Origin of the sequence: Solidesulfovibrio magneticus RS-1, from assembly GCF_000010665.1 — a bacterium.
GTDB lineage: Bacteria > Desulfobacterota > Desulfovibrionia > Desulfovibrionales > Desulfovibrionaceae > Solidesulfovibrio > Solidesulfovibrio magneticus.
In genome coordinates this window covers 695692-712930 of sequence record NC_012796.1, presented here as the reverse complement: position 1 = coordinate 712930, position 17239 = coordinate 695692, and the positions used below count along the sequence as shown (strand labels likewise).

At 66.3% G+C, this 17239-nt stretch carries 22 protein-coding genes; 16 read left to right on the top strand and 6 right to left on the bottom strand.

Annotated features, from left to right (window positions below; all coding sequences use genetic code 11):
* Positions 1 to 114 precede the first annotated feature (114 nt).
* The 10 genes from DMR_RS03035 (at position 115) to DMR_RS02990 (ending at position 5655) form a co-directional block, all read left to right on the top strand.
* Positions 115 to 282: a Flp family type IVb pilin gene (locus DMR_RS03035; protein ID WP_012750210.1), complete on the top strand. Its 168-nt coding sequence runs from the start codon at positions 115 to 117 to the stop codon at positions 280 to 282.
* A 284-nt stretch (positions 283 to 566) separates the two neighbouring features.
* Positions 567 to 734 carry a Flp family type IVb pilin gene (locus DMR_RS03030; RefSeq protein WP_012750210.1) on the top strand — a complete coding sequence of 56 codons (168 nt, stop codon included), beginning with the start codon at positions 567 to 569 and terminating at the stop codon, positions 732 to 734.
* A gap of 283 nt (positions 735 to 1017) precedes the next feature.
* On the top strand, positions 1018 to 1185 hold the full coding sequence (locus DMR_RS03025; RefSeq protein ID WP_012750210.1) for a Flp family type IVb pilin: 168 nt from the start codon (positions 1018 to 1020) through the stop codon (positions 1183 to 1185).
* A 283-nt stretch (positions 1186 to 1468) separates the two neighbouring features.
* On the top strand, positions 1469 to 1636 hold the full coding sequence (locus DMR_RS03020; protein WP_012750210.1) for a Flp family type IVb pilin: 168 nt from the start codon (positions 1469 to 1471) through the stop codon (positions 1634 to 1636).
* 284 nt (positions 1637 to 1920) lie between these two features.
* The gene (locus DMR_RS03015; RefSeq protein WP_012750210.1) at positions 1921 to 2088 is read left to right on the top strand and encodes a Flp family type IVb pilin; all 168 of its coding nucleotides are present in this window, start codon (positions 1921 to 1923) and stop codon (positions 2086 to 2088) included.
* A gap of 109 nt (positions 2089 to 2197) precedes the next feature.
* Positions 2198 to 2584 (top strand): hotdog domain-containing protein, encoded by a 387-nt coding sequence (locus DMR_RS03010; RefSeq protein ID WP_012750209.1) that lies wholly within the window; start codon positions 2198 to 2200, stop codon positions 2582 to 2584.
* An 81-nt stretch (positions 2585 to 2665) separates the two neighbouring features.
* The gene (locus tag DMR_RS03005) at positions 2666 to 2875 is read left to right on the top strand and encodes a hypothetical protein (RefSeq protein ID WP_012750208.1); all 210 of its coding nucleotides are present in this window, start codon (positions 2666 to 2668) and stop codon (positions 2873 to 2875) included.
* Positions 2876 to 3003: 128 nt separating this feature from the next.
* The gene (locus DMR_RS03000; protein WP_043599942.1) at positions 3004 to 3570 is read left to right on the top strand and encodes a hypothetical protein; all 567 of its coding nucleotides are present in this window, start codon (positions 3004 to 3006) and stop codon (positions 3568 to 3570) included.
* 225 nt (positions 3571 to 3795) lie between these two features.
* Complete coding sequence (locus tag DMR_RS02995) at positions 3796 to 5205, top strand: sigma-54-dependent transcriptional regulator (protein WP_012750206.1); 1410 nt, start codon at positions 3796 to 3798, stop codon at positions 5203 to 5205.
* A gap of 117 nt (positions 5206 to 5322) precedes the next feature.
* Positions 5323 to 5655, top strand: coding sequence for a hypothetical protein (locus DMR_RS02990; RefSeq protein WP_012750205.1), 333 nt, complete (start codon positions 5323 to 5325; stop codon positions 5653 to 5655).
* Between the two features lie 116 nt (positions 5656 to 5771).
* Here DMR_RS02990 and DMR_RS02985 read toward each other — a convergent pair whose 3' ends face one another.
* On the bottom strand, positions 5772 to 6677 hold the full coding sequence (locus tag DMR_RS02985; RefSeq protein WP_148208344.1) for a lytic murein transglycosylase: 906 nt from the start codon (positions 6675 to 6677) through the stop codon (positions 5772 to 5774).
* A 131-nt stretch (positions 6678 to 6808) separates the two neighbouring features.
* Here DMR_RS02985 and DMR_RS24865 point away from each other — a divergent pair, with 131 nt between their 5' ends.
* Positions 6809 to 7153 carry a hypothetical protein gene (locus DMR_RS24865; protein ID WP_043599939.1) on the top strand — a complete coding sequence of 115 codons (345 nt, stop codon included), beginning with the start codon at positions 6809 to 6811 and terminating at the stop codon, positions 7151 to 7153.
* 7 nt (positions 7154 to 7160) lie between these two features.
* On the opposite strand, the gene DMR_RS02975 is transcribed toward DMR_RS24865, so the two are convergent.
* Both DMR_RS02975 and DMR_RS02970 read right to left on the bottom strand, forming a co-directional pair.
* A complete protein-coding gene (locus DMR_RS02975) occupies positions 7161 to 7994 on the bottom strand; it encodes a DUF1176 domain-containing protein (RefSeq protein WP_012750202.1) in 834 nt (277 codons plus the stop codon).
* Positions 7994 to 8422 (bottom strand): hypothetical protein, encoded by a 429-nt coding sequence (locus DMR_RS02970; protein WP_012750201.1) that lies wholly within the window; start codon positions 8420 to 8422, stop codon positions 7994 to 7996. The genes DMR_RS02975 and DMR_RS02970 overlap by 1 nt, the downstream gene beginning before the upstream one ends.
* 197 nt (positions 8423 to 8619) lie before the next feature.
* Between DMR_RS02970 and DMR_RS02965 the strand changes: the two genes are divergently transcribed.
* Both DMR_RS02965 and DMR_RS02960 read left to right on the top strand, forming a co-directional pair.
* Positions 8620 to 9390, top strand: a complete 771-nt coding sequence (locus tag DMR_RS02965) for an SGNH/GDSL hydrolase family protein (RefSeq protein ID WP_043599937.1) — start codon at positions 8620 to 8622, stop codon at positions 9388 to 9390.
* A 204-nt stretch (positions 9391 to 9594) separates the two neighbouring features.
* Entirely contained in the window at positions 9595 to 12072 is a 2478-nt protein-coding gene (locus tag DMR_RS02960) for an ATP-binding protein (RefSeq protein WP_012750199.1), read from the top strand.
* Positions 12073 to 12305: 233 nt separating this feature from the next.
* Here DMR_RS02960 and DMR_RS02955 read toward each other — a convergent pair whose 3' ends face one another.
* A complete protein-coding gene (locus DMR_RS02955) occupies positions 12306 to 12866 on the bottom strand; it encodes a hypothetical protein (RefSeq protein ID WP_043599934.1) in 561 nt (186 codons plus the stop codon).
* A 38-nt stretch (positions 12867 to 12904) separates the two neighbouring features.
* A complete protein-coding gene (locus DMR_RS02950) occupies positions 12905 to 13702 on the bottom strand; it encodes a DsbA family protein (protein WP_012750197.1) in 798 nt (265 codons plus the stop codon).
* A gap of 187 nt (positions 13703 to 13889) precedes the next feature.
* On the opposite strand from DMR_RS02950, the gene DMR_RS02945 reads away from it, so the two are divergent.
* Together DMR_RS02945 and DMR_RS02940 are read left to right on the top strand one after the other, a co-directional pair.
* Entirely contained in the window at positions 13890 to 14174 is a 285-nt protein-coding gene (locus DMR_RS02945) for a c-type cytochrome (protein ID WP_012750196.1), read from the top strand.
* Positions 14175 to 14246: 72 nt separating this feature from the next.
* On the top strand, positions 14247 to 15200 hold the full coding sequence (locus DMR_RS02940; protein ID WP_012750195.1) for a lysylphosphatidylglycerol synthase transmembrane domain-containing protein: 954 nt from the start codon (positions 14247 to 14249) through the stop codon (positions 15198 to 15200).
* Here the strand turns inward: DMR_RS02940 and DMR_RS02935 are convergent, their stop codons facing one another.
* A complete protein-coding gene (locus tag DMR_RS02935; RefSeq protein WP_043599931.1) occupies positions 15201 to 16031 on the bottom strand; it encodes a PilZ domain-containing protein in 831 nt (276 codons plus the stop codon).
* Positions 16032 to 16281: 250 nt separating this feature from the next.
* On the opposite strand from DMR_RS02935, the gene DMR_RS02930 reads away from it, so the two are divergent.
* A complete protein-coding gene (locus DMR_RS02930; RefSeq protein ID WP_012750193.1) occupies positions 16282 to 16944 on the top strand; it encodes a GDSL-type esterase/lipase family protein in 663 nt (220 codons plus the stop codon).
* Positions 16945 to 17239: the final 295 nt, after the last annotated feature.

The window sequence follows — 17239 nt, the reverse complement described above, 5'->3', positions numbered from 1 at the left end:
CTCATCCAAAACAGCATGTTAATTTTAGCATTCGCCTTGGCACGGCCTATGCTTTGTTTTGGGGCAAGAGATGCACAGGAACCCAAAACAACTTTACATACCAGGAGACACGCCATGTTGACCGCCATCACCCAGTTCATCCGTGACGAAGAAGGCGCCACCGCGGTGGAATACGGCCTCATGGCCGCCCTGATCGCCGCCGTCATCATCACCGCCGTCACCTCCATCGGCACCAACCTCACCACCACCTTCAACACCGTCGCCACCTCGCTGGGCAGCTAAATTTCACCCGCTTCGCGAAGCCAAAGGGCCGTCCTCGCCAGGAGGACGGCCCTTTGCGTTTGCCGGCCTCGCCGGCCGCTGCGCCCCTGCGCCCGCGACTCCATTTCTGCTGGAACGGCGCGCCAGAAATCCACGAGCCCTGGCCCAAACCATCGCATCAAGAATATTAAATTCATAAATCCAGTATGTTAAGTTCTCGATGAAGTTTGGCACGCCCCCTGCTTTAGGAAAGGCACGAGACGCACACGAACCCAAAGCAACTTTACATACCAAGGAGACACGCCATGCTGACCGCCATCACCCAGTTCATCCGTGACGAAGAAGGTGCCACCGCGGTGGAATACGGCCTCATGGCCGCCCTGATCGCCGCCGTCATCATCACCGCCGTCACCTCCATCGGCACCAACCTCACCACCACCTTCAACACCGTCGCCACCTCGCTGGGCAGCTAAATTTCACCCGCTTCGCGAAGCCAAAGGGCCGTCCTCGCCAGGAGGACGGCCCTTTGCGTTTGGCGGCCTCGCCGGCCGCTGCGCCCCTGCGCCCGCGACTCCATTTCTGCTGGAACGGCGCGCCAGAAATCCACGAGCCCTGGCCCAAGCCATCGCCTCAAGAATATTAAGTCCATAAATCCAGCATGTTAAGTTCTCGATGAAGTTTGGCACGCCCCCTGCTTTAGGAAAGGCACGAGACGCACACGAACCCAAAACAACTTTACATACCAGGAGACACGCCATGTTGACCGCCATCACCCAGTTCATCCGTGACGAAGAAGGCGCCACCGCGGTGGAATACGGCCTCATGGCCGCCCTGATCGCCGCCGTCATCATCACCGCCGTCACCTCCATCGGCACCAACCTCACCACCACCTTCAACACCGTCGCCACCTCGCTGGGCAGCTAAATTTCGCCCGCTTTGCGAAGCCAAAGGGCCGTCCTCGCCAGGAGGACGGCCCTTTGCGTTTGCCGGCCTCGCCGGCTGCTACGCCCCTGCGCCCGCGACTCCATTTCTGCTGGAACGGCGCGCCAGAAATCCACGAGCCCTGGCCCAAGCCATCGCCTCAAGAATATTAAATCCATAAATCCAGTATGTTAAGTTCTCGATGAAGTTTGGCATGCCCCCTGCTTTAGGAAAGGCACGAGACGCACACGAACCCAAAGCAACTTTACATACCAGGAGACACGCCATGCTGACCGCCATCACCCAGTTCATCCGTGACGAAGAAGGCGCCACCGCGGTGGAATACGGCCTCATGGCCGCCCTGATCGCCGCCGTCATCATCACCGCCGTCACCTCCATCGGCACCAACCTCACCACCACCTTCAACACCGTCGCCACCTCGCTGGGCAGCTAAATTTCGCCCGCTTTGCGAAGCCAAAGGGCCGTCCTCGCCAGGAGGACGGCCCTTTGCGTTTGCCGGCCTCGCCCGCCGCTGCGCCCCTGCGCCCGCGACTCCATTTCTGCTGGAACGGCGCGCCAGAAATCCACGAGCCCTGGCCCAAGCCATCGCCTCAAGAATATTAAATCCATAAATCCAGTATGTTAAGTTCTCGATGAAGTTTGGCACGCCCCCTGCTTTAGGAAAGGCACGAGACGCACACGAACCCAAAGCAACTTTACATACCAAGGAGACACGCCATGCTGACCGCCATCACCCAGTTCATCCGTGACGAAGAAGGCGCCACCGCGGTGGAATACGGCCTCATGGCCGCCCTGATCGCCGCCGTCATCATCACCGCCGTCACCTCCATCGGCACCAACCTCACCACCACCTTCAACACCGTCGCCACCTCGCTGGGCAGCTAAATTTCACCCGCTTCGCGAAGCCAAAGGGGCGTCCTCGCCACGAGGGCGCCCCTTTTCGTTTGCCCCCCGCGCCACATTTTGGCATCCCGAAAGGACAGGAGACCGCCCCATGGACGTCAACACCCACAAAAGCGTCGACCCCGGCCTGTGCGGCCAGCCCGAAACCCTGGGCGAGGGCCTGGCCCGGGTGGCCTTCACCGCCCTGCCGGCCATGGCCGCCGACGACCGGGGGCTGGTCCACGGCGGCTTCGTCTTCGGCCTGGCCGACTACGCCGCCATGCTGGCCGTAAACGACCCCAACGTGGTCCTTGGCGCGGCCGAGGTCCGCTTCACCGCCCCGGTGGTGGTCGGCGAAACGCTTATGGCCGAAGCCCGGCTCACCGATACCGCCGGCAAAAAACGCCTCGTCACCGTCACCGTGCGCCGGGGCGAAGACGCCGTCTTCACCGGAACCTTCACCTGCTTCGTGCCGGAAAAGCACGTCCTTGACCGCTGAGGCCGCGCCATACCGTCCGCGCTGTCGCCGCCCGCCCCGAACGGGCCGGCCCCGGCCAGGACGTCAGCCAGGAGGAACGCCATGAGCTTTGTGCTGCAAAAGCCGTCCCCGGCCGCCGAACAACCCCGCTTCGACTGCATCTTCTGCAACCGCCCGGCCCTGGTCTCCTCCGAGGCCGGACGGGCCGACCAGGCCCGCATCGTGGAGGTCTTTTGCCGCCACTGCGGCTCCCGAAAAACCATGGCCACGCGCCTCAGCGCCGACGGCGCCCGCTGGGAACCGGCCGACTGAACGGTGCCGTCGCCTTCGCCTCGGCCGTCATGTTTTTTTTCGCCGGAAAAGCCCGCGCCCCCTGCCCAAACGTCCGGCCCTGTGCTATGGCTGGCCCTAACCGCCAACCACTGCCAAGGAGGGACCCCATGAAACGCGCCTTGCTCAAGCTCGCTGTGCTCTTGACCATGCTGGCCCTGGCCGGGACGGCCCATGCCTGGAAAAAACCGCCGTTTAAAAACGTCGATAAAAACGGCGACGGCGTCATCATCTTCGAGGAGATCGTGGTCTTCAACTCCGGCCTGACCATGGAAGTCTTCGCCGTCATCGACCTCAACAAGGACGGCAAGATCGATCCGGCCGAATACGCCGCCATGGGCGGCAAGACGGCCAAGGGCAAGGCGGCCAAGCCCTGGTGGCGCTGCTCGTCCAAGGAAGGCTCCCTGCTCTACAAGCAGGGCACGGACCTGCTCCTGGCCGGCAAGAACGCCGAGGCCGCCACGGTCCTGCGCCAGGCCCTGACCACGCCCCTTTGCGTGGATTATTTGAGCTACGCCTACTACAACCTCGGCGTCGCCTGCATGCGCCTTGGCGACGCCCCCTGCGCCAAGGCCAATCTGGAAAAGGCCCGAGCGCTCAACGTCAACAACACCGTGCCCGAGAACAACTTCGGCCTGGACGGCTGGCCCCGCAAGCCCGGCGTGGTCGGCAAGTAATCCCTGTGCCCCTCGCGGCGGCCCGGGGCTCGCTCCCCGGACCGCCGCGACAAGGCCAGCGCCGGGCCGCGATGGAGGCGACCCGCCGCCACGAACTCCCCCGCCCCGTTTCCCCCCGCAGCCGGGCGACTCGTCACGCCGCCCGCGTCGCCTCTTGACAGTTCCTGGCCGCGTGGTCATCCAAAAGAGCGAGCGGCGCCAGCGCCGCGCGCTCCGGAGGACTCCTTGGGCAACGTGCTCATCATCGACGACGATCAGACCATCCGCGACGCCCTGGCCCGGGTCGTGGACCGCCTGGGCCATACCCCCACCCTGGCTTCCACCCTGGCCGAAGGCCTGCTGCGGGCCGGCAAGGACGACGTGGATGTGGTCTTTCTCGACGTGCGCATGCCCGACGGCAACGGCCTCGACGCCATCGCCGACATCCGCCGCTCGCCCTCCCACCCCGAAGTCATCGTCATCACCGGCTGGGGCGACCCCGACGGGGCCGAGCGCGCCATGCGCCAAGGGGCCTGGGAGTACATCGAAAAGCCCCCCACCGTAAAAACCATGACCGCGCCCCTGGTCAGCGCCATGGAACACCGGCGCGGCCGGGCCAGCTCCACCACCGTCTTCCGCTTTCCCGGCATCCTCGGCGGCAACCCCGCCCGCACCGCCTGTCTGGAACAAGCCGCCCGGGCCGCCGGCAGCGACGTCAACGTGCTTTTGACCGGGGCCACCGGTTCCGGCAAGGAGCTCTTCGCCCGGGCCATCCACGACAACAGCCCGCGCCACGCCGCCCCCTTCGTGGTGGTGGACTGCGCCGCCCTGCCGGCCACCATCGTCGAAAGCGTGCTTTTTGGATCGGAAAAAGGCGTCTACACCGGCGCGGACCGCCGCCGCGAGGGCGTACTGCTGCGCGCCCACGGCGGGACGCTGTTTCTCGACGAGGTGGGGGAGATGCCGCTGTCGGTGCAAAAGGCCTTTTTGCGCGTGCTCCAGGAACGCCGGGTACGACCGGTCGGTGCGCTGGAAGAGGTCCCCTGCCGCTTCCGATTGGTGGCCGCCACCAACCAGGATCTGGAATCCCTGGCCAGGCAGGGGCTTTTCCGCGAAGATTTGCTCTTTCGCCTCCAGGGCGTGGGCATCGAGCTGCCGCCCCTGGCCGGACACCCGGACGACATCCTGGAGCTGGCCGCCCACTTCGCCGCCGAAGCCGCCAAGCGCCAGGAGCTGACGCCCAAACCGCTGTCGGACGACTTTTCCCGGGCACTGCTGGCCTACCCCTGGCCCGGCAACATCCGGGAGCTCAAAAACACCCTGGAAGGTTGCCTGGCCCTGGCCCAGGCCGACGACGCCCTGCTCCCCATCCACCTGCCCCTGCACATCCGGGTCCTGGCCGCCCGCAACCGGGTCATCGGCCGGGCCGCCGACGCCCCGCCCCCGCCGGCCGAGCCGACCCTGACCGATCTGCCCGCCGCCACGGCCCTGCCCACCTTCCGTGACTACCGCGACGGCCGCGAGGCCCGCTACCTGCGCGAACTGGCCGCCCGCCACGGCGGCGACATCGGCCGGATGCTCGACGTCTCGGGTCTGTCGCGCTCACGCCTCTACGCCCTGCTCAAAAAGTACGGCATCCCGGCCGCCCGGGCCTGAGCCGCTTTTTTCGCCAAGGCTAAAGACCGCCCCCCCGGCCTCCGATGAGTCGTAAAAGGGAAAAAGCCCCAGTCGGCAAGGACGCTGGCCGGGAGCCTCCCCAGGCGGCGGGGCAGCGTGAAGTATCTCATCATCTTCATCGTCATCATCGGTATCGTGACCTACATCTTCCTTGGCGCGCCAAGCCCCAAGGAAGAGGACGCTCACGTGGCCGACCGCCGCGAACAGGTCTGGGAACGCATCGCCTACCTGGAGCACCGACGCCGCGACATGCTTGCCGAGGCCCGCACCAACCAGATGGCCACCGGCCCCTCCCGCAGCCGCCTGACCTCGCGCGGGGCCTACTACGCCGGCTACCGCGACGGCTTCAACCAAGGTTACTACGAAGGCAGCTTCCTCTCCGCCAACCGCAAGCCTGACCCGCTATTTTTCAAGGTGCCGAATCCGTAGGGGAAAAAGAGGGAAGATGCCTCCGGCGGCCGGGGGCCTGAGGCCCCCGGCCCCCCCGCATGGGGAAAGGTGTACAGGGGTTTCGGCGAGGATTGGCGCTTTTCGTGGGTGCGGCTCTAGCCGCCCAGGCGCGCCTTGAGGCGGTCGGCCACCGTGGTCACGGCCAGCACATACAACTCGCTGTGATTATACGCGTAGACCACCTTGTCGCGCTGCTCGCCCGTCATGCCCGGGACCCAGCCGTGGCCGCGCAGATAGCTGGCCACGCTGACAATGGCGTCGGCCGGGGTAAAAAGGTCCAGCACCCCATCATTGTCGCCGTCAACGCCAAATCGCAAGGCATTGGAAGGCATGAACTGGCAGATGCCGATGGCCCCGTAGATCGACCCCGGGATGGCTCCCGGCCCCTGCCCCTTGGCCTTGGCGTAGCGCAAAAGCGCCGCAAGCTCCCGAAAACCCCACTCCGACCGGTCCTTAGCCGCCCAGTCGGCATAGGCCGAACGCTCAGCGTCGCCGCGCAGGGTTTTCATATAGGGCGCGATCTGCCCCAGCCCCGAAGCCCGGGCCAGACTGGCCAGGACGCTCAGCGCGTCCTGGTCGCCGAGATACGTGCCAAGCTTGGTCTCCACCATGAGAAAGGCGCAGATCAGTTCCGGCGGCGGCCCGAACTCCCGCTGGGCCCGGTCAAAGGCCCCCCGGTTCTCCCGGATGTAGCGCACCCCGGCCTCGATGCTGGCCGGCGTCAGGAACTGGCGGTAATTGCTGGCTTCCAGGGTCTTCTTGGTGGGCGCGGGACGCGGCTCGAACTGCTTGCGCACCATGGCATCGACCTTGCGGGCCATGATCGAGGGTTCGTAGTCCACCCCGGCCCCGGCGAACACCTTTTCCACCCAGGCCCGGTCCAGACCGTCAGCGGCCAGACGGTCCATAAGCGGCTGCCAGCCGGCATCCACCCCGCCGTGGGCCGCCGCCAGCCAACCCGACACCAACACCAGCGCCAACACAAAAGCGTATCGTTTCATGGCCTTCTCCCTGTCGGACCCTAGCGCCGGCCCGCCCCGCAGGCAACCGGTTCCGGCTCGCCACGCCCTATGGCAACAAAATTGCAATGTCCCCTAGGCCGGCGGCAAAACACCGCCGGCAAGGAGGCGGCATGAAACCATCCACCGCCGCCATGGCGAGCCTCGTCGTCGCCCTCGCCCTGGCGTTCGTCCCTCTGTCGGCCATGGCCGGCACACCCTTCGACGTGACCATCTCCAGCGCCGACTGGGGCAAATCCGTGGCCGTGCGCTACCATCACGGCCTGTTCGGCTGGATCGACGCCGGCCGGGTGGAATTCCACCACGACGGCCGCACCGTCATCGCGCCGCGCGGCGGCCAGCCAAGCGTTACCGACAACCTCGCCGACAGCCTCGCCCGCTACGCCGCCGACCGCCTGGGCAACCCGGCCCTTGGCCGCCAGCTCGCCCAGGTCATCGAACGGGAAGTGGGAAAATGACGTCCGGTCAGCGTCCCACCAGCGGCCACCGCTCGGGCGGCAGATACGGCCCGGCCTTCTTCGGGCACTCCCGCGCCCGCAGCTCCCGGACCGCCGGCTTGCCGGCCGCGTCGAACCCGTAGACGGCGTAACTGCCGCAGTCGCCGACCCCCCGGGCCTTGGTCAGCACGGTGAGCGTCTTGTCCGCGTCATGGAACTGCAGATCGCCCACCAGGGAGTCGTCTTCGCGCCGGATGACCCGGCCGCCGTCGGCGTCGGCCGTGGGAAACCGCAACAGCCTGGCCGGTCCGTCGCCCGGGCCGGTCTCCATGGCCGCATAGACGCCCTGGTAGGCGGCCTGATCGCACTGGACGAGGAACAGGGTCCGGCCGTCGCCCAGGGCATGGCGCTCCACCCCGGTATCCCGAAGGGGCAGGCCCGGGCCACCCTGGGCAGCGGCGAAGGTTTCCCGGAAGGAGTCCTCGCAGTCCTTGGGCCAGTGGAGCCGTGCCTGCAAGGCCGCCCGCTCGTCCCACAGCGCCTTGGCCGCCCCGGAAGCGGCCGCTGTCAGCGCCGCCCGGCGCTCGGTCAGCCGCTGTCCCAGACAGGCGGCGTCGGGGCAGGCGTTTCGGATCGCCAGCCAAGCCCGCTGGCCAGCCCGCACCGCCGCCGGGTCGGGGCTGGCGGCCACGGCTGCGGCAAAGGCCTCGGCCACGGCCGCGTCGGCCGCCAGCAACTGGGGATCGGCGCAAATGGTTTTTTCCACGGCCGTTTGGGCCTTGGCGCAGTCGATGCCCCCGGCCCGGGCCGGACCGGAGGCCAGCGCCAGGCACAACAAAAACAACGCTGTCCCACGCCGCATTACTTGGCCTCCCGGACGTAGCGGGCGATGCCGATGCCCTTGGAAGCCCCGACGTCGTGGCTGTAGACAAGCTCCAGGGAGCCGTCGGGCAACAGCTTGCCCGTAAAGCTTCCTTCATCCTCCAAAATGTGGATGGTGGAACCGTCGTAGCCGATGACGCCCATGACAGTTTCCTTGTGGTGCGGGCTCGACTTGACGCCGACAAAACGCCGGCCTTCCTGGCGCTCGATGTGCAGGACAAACTGGCTGGAAACGAAATGCGGCCCGGAATCGTTTTTGGGGAAATGGCGACTGCCGGTGGTGATGCCTTCATGGGCCACGCTTTTCCAGGTCCCGACCAGATCCGGGACGGCCTGGGCCTGGGCGGCTGCGGCGGCGAGCAGGACGACGACCAAAACGGTGGCCAGGGGCAGGAGGCGAATGCGCATGGCGAGCTCCTTGTTGCGATCGGCCGGCCGAGGATTGCCGGCGGCCTGGATGTTCTCCTCTATGCGACGCGCCGGGCACGCCGGTCAACAAGGTTCGCGCGATCGAGGTGAACGTGGGTTTACGTGCCGCCGGGAACCTGCTAGACGGTGCGCCTCACGCGATTTTCCCGCGTCACCCGTTGCCAGGATCAACCGGTTTGAAAACTGACAAACTCCTTGTTGCGCTGTTGGCCGGCTGCCTGCTCAGCATGTCCGGCATCGCCTTCTATTACAAGTTGGGCTGGGACCGCATGGACGCCCAGATGCGCGAGATCGCCTCGGACGTGGACCTCGTCAACGCCACCATGCAGGACCTTGGCGGCCTCTACCGCCGCACCCGCATCGCCATCATCCAGGCCCAACTGCGCTCCCAGGGCCTGCCGCTCATCGTCGTCTTCGGTGACAGCATCGTGGAACAACTCTACTGCCCGGCCCTGGCCGGCCGCAACGTCTTAAACGCCGGAATTTCCGGGGCGCGGGTGCTCGAATCCCAGCCCTTCCTGGAAAGCGTCCTGGCCGCCGCGCCCGGACCGCTGGTCATCGTGGCCATGGGCGTCAACGACGCCTTTGGCACGGCCGGAACCACACCCGAACAGTTCGAGGCCGGCTACGAAACCCTGTGCAAGACCGTCCTGGCCGACAACCGCCGGCTGGTCCTGGTCAATCTGCCGCCCATCGAGTCGGACAAGCCCGAAGCCCAGCGTTTCGACGCGTCCAAGATCGCCCGCTACAACGCCATCGTGGCCGCTGTGGCCGGCCGTCTCGACGTTCCCCTGGCGGACATCAACGCCATGCTCGCCGAGCGCCGCAAGACTTCCGGCCAGTCCCAGACCGTGGACGGCGTGCATTTGAACCCGGCTGCCGCCGCCGCCTGGCGCGACGCCGTCTACACCGTCGCCCTGCGCGCCCTGACCCGCCCCGATTCCTAGGGTCGCGTCCGTACAATATCCGCCCGAATTTTAAAGCAAAACCCACGTCCGTGGTCCACGAAACGCCATCGGCGCTTTTCGGGGACGCGGCCCTCGACTGCCGGTCCTCGCCAGTCGGGGCAGGCTCCCGCCCGCCCCGTCCGCTGTCCCACGCCTTGACAAGATGCCCGTCGGGCCGGACATTGGCCAAACCGGGAGGACTGCATGAACCAGCCCCAGCCCGGCCCGGCCCTCCCCGGGCCGGCTTTTGCGCTTCGTCTCGACCCGGCCGGGCGCGTCAAAGCCGCCGATCCGGCGGCTCTCAGTCTCTTGGGCGACTGCCTGGGCGCGCCGCCGCCCCTGCCCTGCCCTGCTCCGGGAACCAGCCTGGACTGGACCGGAGCCGGCGGCGTCTGGCGGCTGTGGACCGAGGCCGCCCCGGACGGGAGCCTTGTCCTGCGCGGGCTTGACGTGGCCGATCTGGCCGCCGCCGCCGTCGCCGGGCAGACGCGGCAGCGCCAGTTCGCCGACATCATCGACGGGGCCACCGAAGGCGTGGCCGTGGCCGCTGGCGGCCGGCTGGTCTACGTCAACCCGTTCATGGAGCGCCTGACCGGCTACGACGCCGCCACCTTGCGCTCCAAGCCCTTTGTGGATTTCCTGCACCCCGACGACCGCCGCACGGTCCTTGGCATCCACCTGCGCCGTCTGGCCGGCGGGCAAGCGCCCCAGGGCCACGCCTTTCGCATCGTCACGGCCGACGGCGGCCTGCGCCACGTCAACGCCGCCTCGGCCTGGATGGAATGGGAAGGCCGGCCGGCCACGGTGAGCTTTCTGGCCGACATTTCCGAGCTCAAGGCGGCCGAGCAGGCCCTGGCCGAGCATGTCCACAGCCAGGAGGAAGTCATTGCCGCCCGCACGGCCAGCCTGCGCGAATCCAACGACCGTCTGGCCGCAGAAGCGGCCCGCCACGAGCGCACCGCCCAAAAGCTCAAGACCGCCCGCACCAAGCTGGCCCGGGCCCTGCGGGCCAAGTCCGTGTTCCTGGCCAACGTCAGCCACGAAATCCGCACGCCCTTAAACGTCATCCTGGGCATGGCCGACCTGGCCTTGCGCCCGGACAGCGGCGGCCAGGCCGATCTGACCCGCTGCCTGGAAATGATCCGCGAGGCCGGAACGTCCCTGCGCGGTATCCTGGGCGACCTCCTCGACCTGTCCCGGGTGGAGTCGGGCCGGCTGGAACTCGACGCCGCGCCCTTTTCCCCCCGGCAGGTGCTGGAAGCGACCCTGGCCGCCCACCGCCACGTGGCCCAGCGCCAGGGGCTTGCGCTTACCGGCGCAACCGCCGCCGACGTGCCCGAGCACGTCATCGGCGACGCCGGCCGGCTGGCCCAGGTGCTGGGCAATCTCGTCGGCAACGCGCTCAAATTCACTTCCGTCGGCGGCGTCAGCCTGCGCCTGACCCTGGCCCGGCCTGGACGGCGCGCCCCGGATGGCCGGGTGAACCTGCGCTTTGCCGTGCGCGACACCGGCATCGGCATCCCCGAGGACAAGCAGAAAACCATTTTCGAGAGCTTCAGCCAGGCCGACGAGACCATCGGCCGGCGTTACGGCGGCACGGGGCTGGGGCTGGCCATCTGCCGCCGGCTGGCCGCGCTCATGGGCGGCCGGCTGCGTCTGGCCTCGGCCGTGGGCGAGGGCAGCGAATTCGTTTTGACCGCCCGCTTCCCCCTGGCCCCGGGGCCGGCCGAACCGGCCGGCCCCGCCAGACTCGCGCTGCCGCCCCTGGACATCCTGCTGGCCGAGGACGCCGATCTGGCCGCCGAGATGATCCAGGCCTTCCTGGTTCCCAAGGGGCACAATGTCATCCGGGTGGTCAACGGCGAGGAAGCCCTGGCCGCCCTGGCCCTTCGCCGCTTCGACGTGGTGCTTATGGACATCCAGATGCCGGTGATGGACGGCTTGACCGCCACCCGGCGCATCCGGTCCGGGGAGCTTGTCGGAATCCCCCGGGACATCCCCATCCTGGCGCTCACCGCCTACGGGGCCGTGCGCGACCGCGAGCGCATCCTTGGCAGCGGCGCGAGCGGTTATCTGGCCAAGCCCGTCAATTTCGACCAGCTCCTCGACGCCCTGGCCGCCAGCCAGTCCCTGGCCCCGGACAGGTCGCCCCTGGTCGAAGCCGGACCGGCGGCGACGACGGCCGATGTGGCCGAACGGCGCGACGACACGCCGGCCGCCAAGCCCCGTTCCGGGCGCTCCCGGACCAAGGCCGGGTCGGCGGCCGCCTCTTCCCGAAGCAAGGCTGCGTCGGCCCAGGCCGACGCCCAGACCAACAACGCGGCCGAGCCGGCCTTCGACGCCGGCCGCGACGAAGCCCTGGCCAATCTCGGCGGCGACGAGGCGCTTTACGACCGGCTGATTGCGGTATTCCTGCGCGACACGCCCGGCGACCAGGCGCGGCTGGCGGCGGCCCTGGACGCGTCGGACGCCGCCGGGACGGCGCTTTTGGCCCATTCCCTCAAGGGCAATGCCGGGGTGGTGGGAGCGACCACGGCGGTCGCCCGGGCCAGGGAGCTCGAACACGCCGCCCGGGCAGGGGAAACGGCCCGTTTCGCCGCCTGCCGCCAGGCCCTGGACGAGGCCCTGGACGCCGCCCTGGCCGGCTTCGCCGCCAAAGGGCACCAGCCGGCCGCGCCATAGGATGATTCCAGCGCCAAGTCGCAACAGCCGCCTCAACCATAAAGGGGTCTAGGCGGTCGGCTCTCGGACGTCGGAGCAACGCGACTTCCCACGAATGCTATGCTGGTCTCTTTGGCTACCCAGGTCACTGGAAAATAAAATACCCCCCGAAAACCCCTTCCACATTTTCTCCATATGGGGGGTCTGGGGGCCTCAGGCCCCCAGCCGCCGGAGGCATCTTTTCTGTACCCGCCTTAGCGGGCGAACTGGGGCATGGCTTTGTTGAGTTCGTAGAGCAGGGTGGTCAGCCGCACAAGATAGGTCTCGTAGAGCTTTTGCACGTCGGAAGAGGCGGGAACGTCGTATTCCTGATTGCGGGTGGTCAGGAGATAGACCATATTGTTGAGGAACGTGACGATATTTTTCGTGCGGTTGACGACATAGGCGTTGATGTCGCTTTCCTTGGAATTGCCGAGCTTGAGATAGATGTAGAGCATGTCCACCAGATTGTTGAGGCTGGTGGTGGCTTTCTGGTAGGTGTCGAAGAGAAAACGCAGCTTTTTGTATTCCGGGCTATCCTTGCTCTTTTCGTGGACCGGCAGCAGGGCCACGATCTGGCTTTCGGCCGGCCGGGCGTCCTCGTAGTACTTGATGAGGTCGTCGAGCATGGCCACCAGCACGGCCTCGTCCAGGGTGACGGCGGTCGATGGCGGCGTATGCTCCTCGGCCAGGGCGGAAACGGGCGCGGCGGCCAAGCAGGCCACAAACAGCAGGCTGCCCAGCAGCACGGCGAAAACGCGGGAACAAACGCGCATGGGGCGCCTCGCTTGGGGGTGCGGACCGGGCGTGGGCATCAGGGCTTTTTCTTGTCGCAGGCGGCGCACGGGGCTTCCTGGCCGCCGCTGCGGGCCACCCGGCGCAGCACGTCCTCGAACTCGGACAGCGGAGCCGCGCCGCGCACGGACACGCCGTTTATGACGAAGGTGGGCGTGGCGTCGAAACCGAAGACCCGGGCCTCGGCCGTGTCGTCCTCGATGCGCTTGGCCAGTTCGGGGCGTTTGAGGTCGCGCTTGAGCTGGTTCACGTTGGCCCCGAGCTTGATGGCCAGGGCGTAGACCACGGGTTCGCCGCCCTGCTCCACCTCGGCCTGGGCGGCAAAGACGGCGTCGTGGAAGGCGAAGGCGAGCTGGGGATTCTGGGCGGCCAGGGCCTCGTAGACCAGGGCGACCTGCTTGGCCAGTTCGTCGGTGGCGTAGTGCTTAAAAAGCACGCGCACGGAATCGGGATGGCGGGAGGCGAATTCCTTCAGCGTCGTAGCTCCCTTGGCGCAGTAGGGGCACAGGAAGTCGGAATAGACCACCACGGTGGTGGCGGCGTCGGCCGGGCCGCGCATGGCCCGGGCCGGATCGATGGCCGGAGACAGCGGCTTTTGGAGTTCGGCGTCCTGCCGGGCCTGGCGCTGGCCGGTCTGGTAGTCCTGCTGGCCCTCGACGACGAGGGCGAACAGTTCGGCTTTGCGCTCGCCCAGGGCGTCGAGCACGATTTCCGGGTGTTCCTTGATGGCTTCCTTGACGCCGTCCCGGGACGGGGACGGCGCGCAAGCCACCAAAAGCAGCAAGGGCAGCAAGGCCAAAACGGTGCGCGAAACCATGGGAAACGTCCTTTGCCTGGAGATGTCCACGACGTGCAAGCCTACCCTGGGCTGGTGGAAATGCAACAAAAATTTCCGAAATGCAAGGCAAACGCAGTGAAAGCATTGCCTTTTTAAAAAGTCGGGATATGGTGAAAGCGATTCCCCGTCGTGGGGCATCGCCGGGAGCACATCCAAGGAGGATCGCATGAAACGCATCGGCATATTGATTTGCGCTTTGGTGCTGGGGCTTTGCGCCCTGGCTTACGCCGCCGGCGACGCGGCCAAGGGCGCCGAGCTGGCCAAGGGCTGCGCCTGCCACAAAAGCAAGGGCGATCTTGACGGCCTGGACGTGGCCGCGCTGACCGCCAAAATGCAGGCCTTCAAAGAGGGCCAGGGCGAAAATAAGGCCATGGTCGCCATCATGAAAAAGCAATCCGACGAGAACATCGCCGATCTGGCCGCCTATTACGCCTCCCTGCCCAAAAAATAACCACCTTGCCCGTTGCCGTGAAAAAGGCCATGGAAGCCCTTTCCATGGCCTTTTTCACGAGGTTTCCCCACCATGCGCAAATGCCTTTCCCTGGCCGCACGCTTCGGCCTGGCCGCCGCCTGTCTGACCTATGCCCTGTGGGGTATCGATTTTCACCGGCTTGGGCAGGCGCTGGCCGGTTTTCCCGTCTGGGCCATGCTGCTCTACGCCGTGACGGTTCTGGCCAGTGCGCTGGCCCCGGGGCTGCGTCTGCGTTTTCTGGTTGGCGACCGGATCAGCTCCGTCGCCGGCGTACGGGCCTGCCTGCTGGGGCTTGGCGTCAACAACGTGCTGCCGGCGCGCCTGGGCGAAATGGCCAAGGCGGCTTACCTGTGCCGCGAGGCCGGGCTGTCCCTGGGGCAGTCCCTGGAAGCGGTCTTTTGGGAGCGGTTTTTTGACCTGTCGGCCCTGCTCGCCCTGGGCGTCGCCGTGGCCGCGATGCTCGGCCAGGGCGTGCTGCTCTACCCGTTGCTGGCCATCGTCGGCGGCGGCTGGGCTTTTCTGGCCCTGCTGCGGCTGCGTCCGGCGGCGGCCCATGCCTGCCTGCGCCTGGTCCCTGGCGAACGGCTCAAGCTGTTCGCCGGAGAGATGCTGACCCTGTTTGAAGGCCGGTTGCGGGCCGGCTTCCTGCTGCGTCTGGCGGCCTGGACGGCGCTTTGCTGGACCGGCTTCATCCTGACCTTCGCCGTAGGGCTGACCAGCATCGGCGGCCGGCCGGCCGATCCGACCATGATCCTCACGGTGTTCGCCGTCGTCACCCTGGGCTTTGCCCTGCCGGCCGCTCCGGGCGGCATGGGGGTCTATGAAGCCTCGGCCGTGCTGGCCCTGGGCTGGTTCGGCGTGGACCGGGATCAGGCCTTTGCCCTGGGGCTCACCCTGCACATGCTGCAATATATCCCGGTGACCCTGGCCGGCATGTGGGTGCTGGCTGCAAGCGGCCTGTCCCTGGCCGATCTGCGCCGACGGGCCGAGACACCGGGGCTGTGATCAGCCGAGCTTTTCGCGGTGGCGGTCGAGATGCCAGTAATAGAGAATGTCGGCCAGCTCCGGAATGACGTGGCCTTCCACAGGCTGCCAACGGATCTTGCCGACCTTGGCGTCAAGGCTGCCGTTGGCCAGAAATTGCAAGCCGAACTGGCGATCGCCGCCGCAGCCCGAGGCCGCGACGTGGCAGACCTTGGCCACCATCCAAAAATCGCCGGCAACGTCCGCCCGGGGTTCATCCAGCTCCAAACGCACCACCAGCCGGTCGCCCTTGACGGCCTCGATGCCGCGCGGTCCGGCCAGGGCAGGGCTCACGGCCAACCCTAGGCCGCCGGCCGAGAGGTTGATCAGCCTCGCCTGGCCATTTCGAAAATCCGCTGACCGCAGGGCCGGATAATCCAAAGAAAACCCCGCCGCCTTGTCGTAGCGCCAGAAAAAGGCCTCGCGCAGCCTGTCCACATCAGGCTCCAGGCGCAGGCTCTTGCGGCGCTGGCCGAAAACCAGGCGCTCGGGTTCGGCCAGCCGCAGCCGGGCCAATCCGGCAGGACTGGCCGCTGCCGCCTTGATACGGCTGTCGAAGGTGTAAAACGTCTCCTCCAGCGTCTGGCGCTTGATGACCACCCGGAAATAGCCTTTCACGTCGAGGCCGACCCAGTGCGAACCGGCGGCGGCCTTGCCGATGCTCTCCAGCAGGATGCCGCGGTTGGTGGCTTCCAGGATGGCGCAATCGAGGTTTTTCAGCCCGACCACGTTTTCGGGCAGCGACAAATGGCAGCGCGAACGCTGGGCCAAAGCCTCTTCCAACAGGCGGCGGGGGGTGGCGGGAGACGTCATTGGGCGTACTGCTTCATTGCCCAGGCCCGCAACGCCCCGGATAAGGCGCACACGGACGCGGATTCGTTTGCCGTGGGCTCACGGCGTTGAGCCACTCTGTCTTATTTGAAAATGAAAATCAATACCACGGAAGCTTTGTTCCCGGAGAAGGCCATGAAAAACGGGGAGCTGCCCGGCCGGGGGACTTTTCAATCGGCTCGGGCCGTGCTACCAGCTGCCCCGTGTTGGATTTTGCCCAGGGGATGGATGTATGCGCATAAAGAGGGGAGCAATGGTGTCGTTTTGGTTTCGCGCGACCGTCATTTCGGCGGCGCTCGTGTTGTGCGCCACCGGGGCGCTGGCCAAGACCGTCTTTTTGGGCGGCAGCCAGACGGCCGGCTGGAAGCACATGGGCATGTTTAAGGATGTGGTCAACAAGGGTGCGGTGAGCAACACCACGGCCAAGATTTTAAAGACCTTGGGGCCGGTAGTAGCTCAGAAGCCGGAAAAGGTCTTCATTTTGGAAGGCATAAACGAGCTGTATAGCCCCAATGCCGCCATCCTGGCCCGTTACCGCGAGATTTTGCTTCGCATCAACAAGGGTTCGCCCAAGACCATGATTTTCGTGCAAAGCGTGCTGCCGGTGGTGAACCGCCAGGACCTTTCCAACGACAAGATCATGGAATTAAACGCCGGCCTCAAGACGCTTTGCGGCGAGATGCAAAACTGCGTCTACATCGATCTTTACAGCCATTTCGCGGAGGGCGGCGCGTTGCGGGAATCCCTGACCACTGACGGCGTGCACCTGCGCCCCGACGGCTACAAGCTGTGGCAGGCGCTTATCGAGAAGTACGTGACCCAGCCCAACGACCAGCTCACCCGGCCCGAGACCGTGGCCGGCCTGAGCCAGCCGGCGGCGACAAGCGCCAACTGACACAACGGCCGCCTGGCGGCCTGTTCGCGCCAAGCGACGATCAAGCCCCTGCCTGGGCAGGTTTTTTTGTTTTGAATGGACACTGGCCCTGGTCTATCCCCGCAGGGCTGGCCCGCTCCAGCCTTCAAGACAACGAAACAAAATGCAGCTCATCCAAGCGTGCGATTATGCGAGGAGTCGAAGTCACCCTAGCCGCAAGCTAACCAAACTTGACATTCGCCTCGCTAGCGAACTTTTGGAAAACACGCTGTCTCAACCCGTTGTGTCTCACGCATTCGCGATTTCCCTTTCTTTG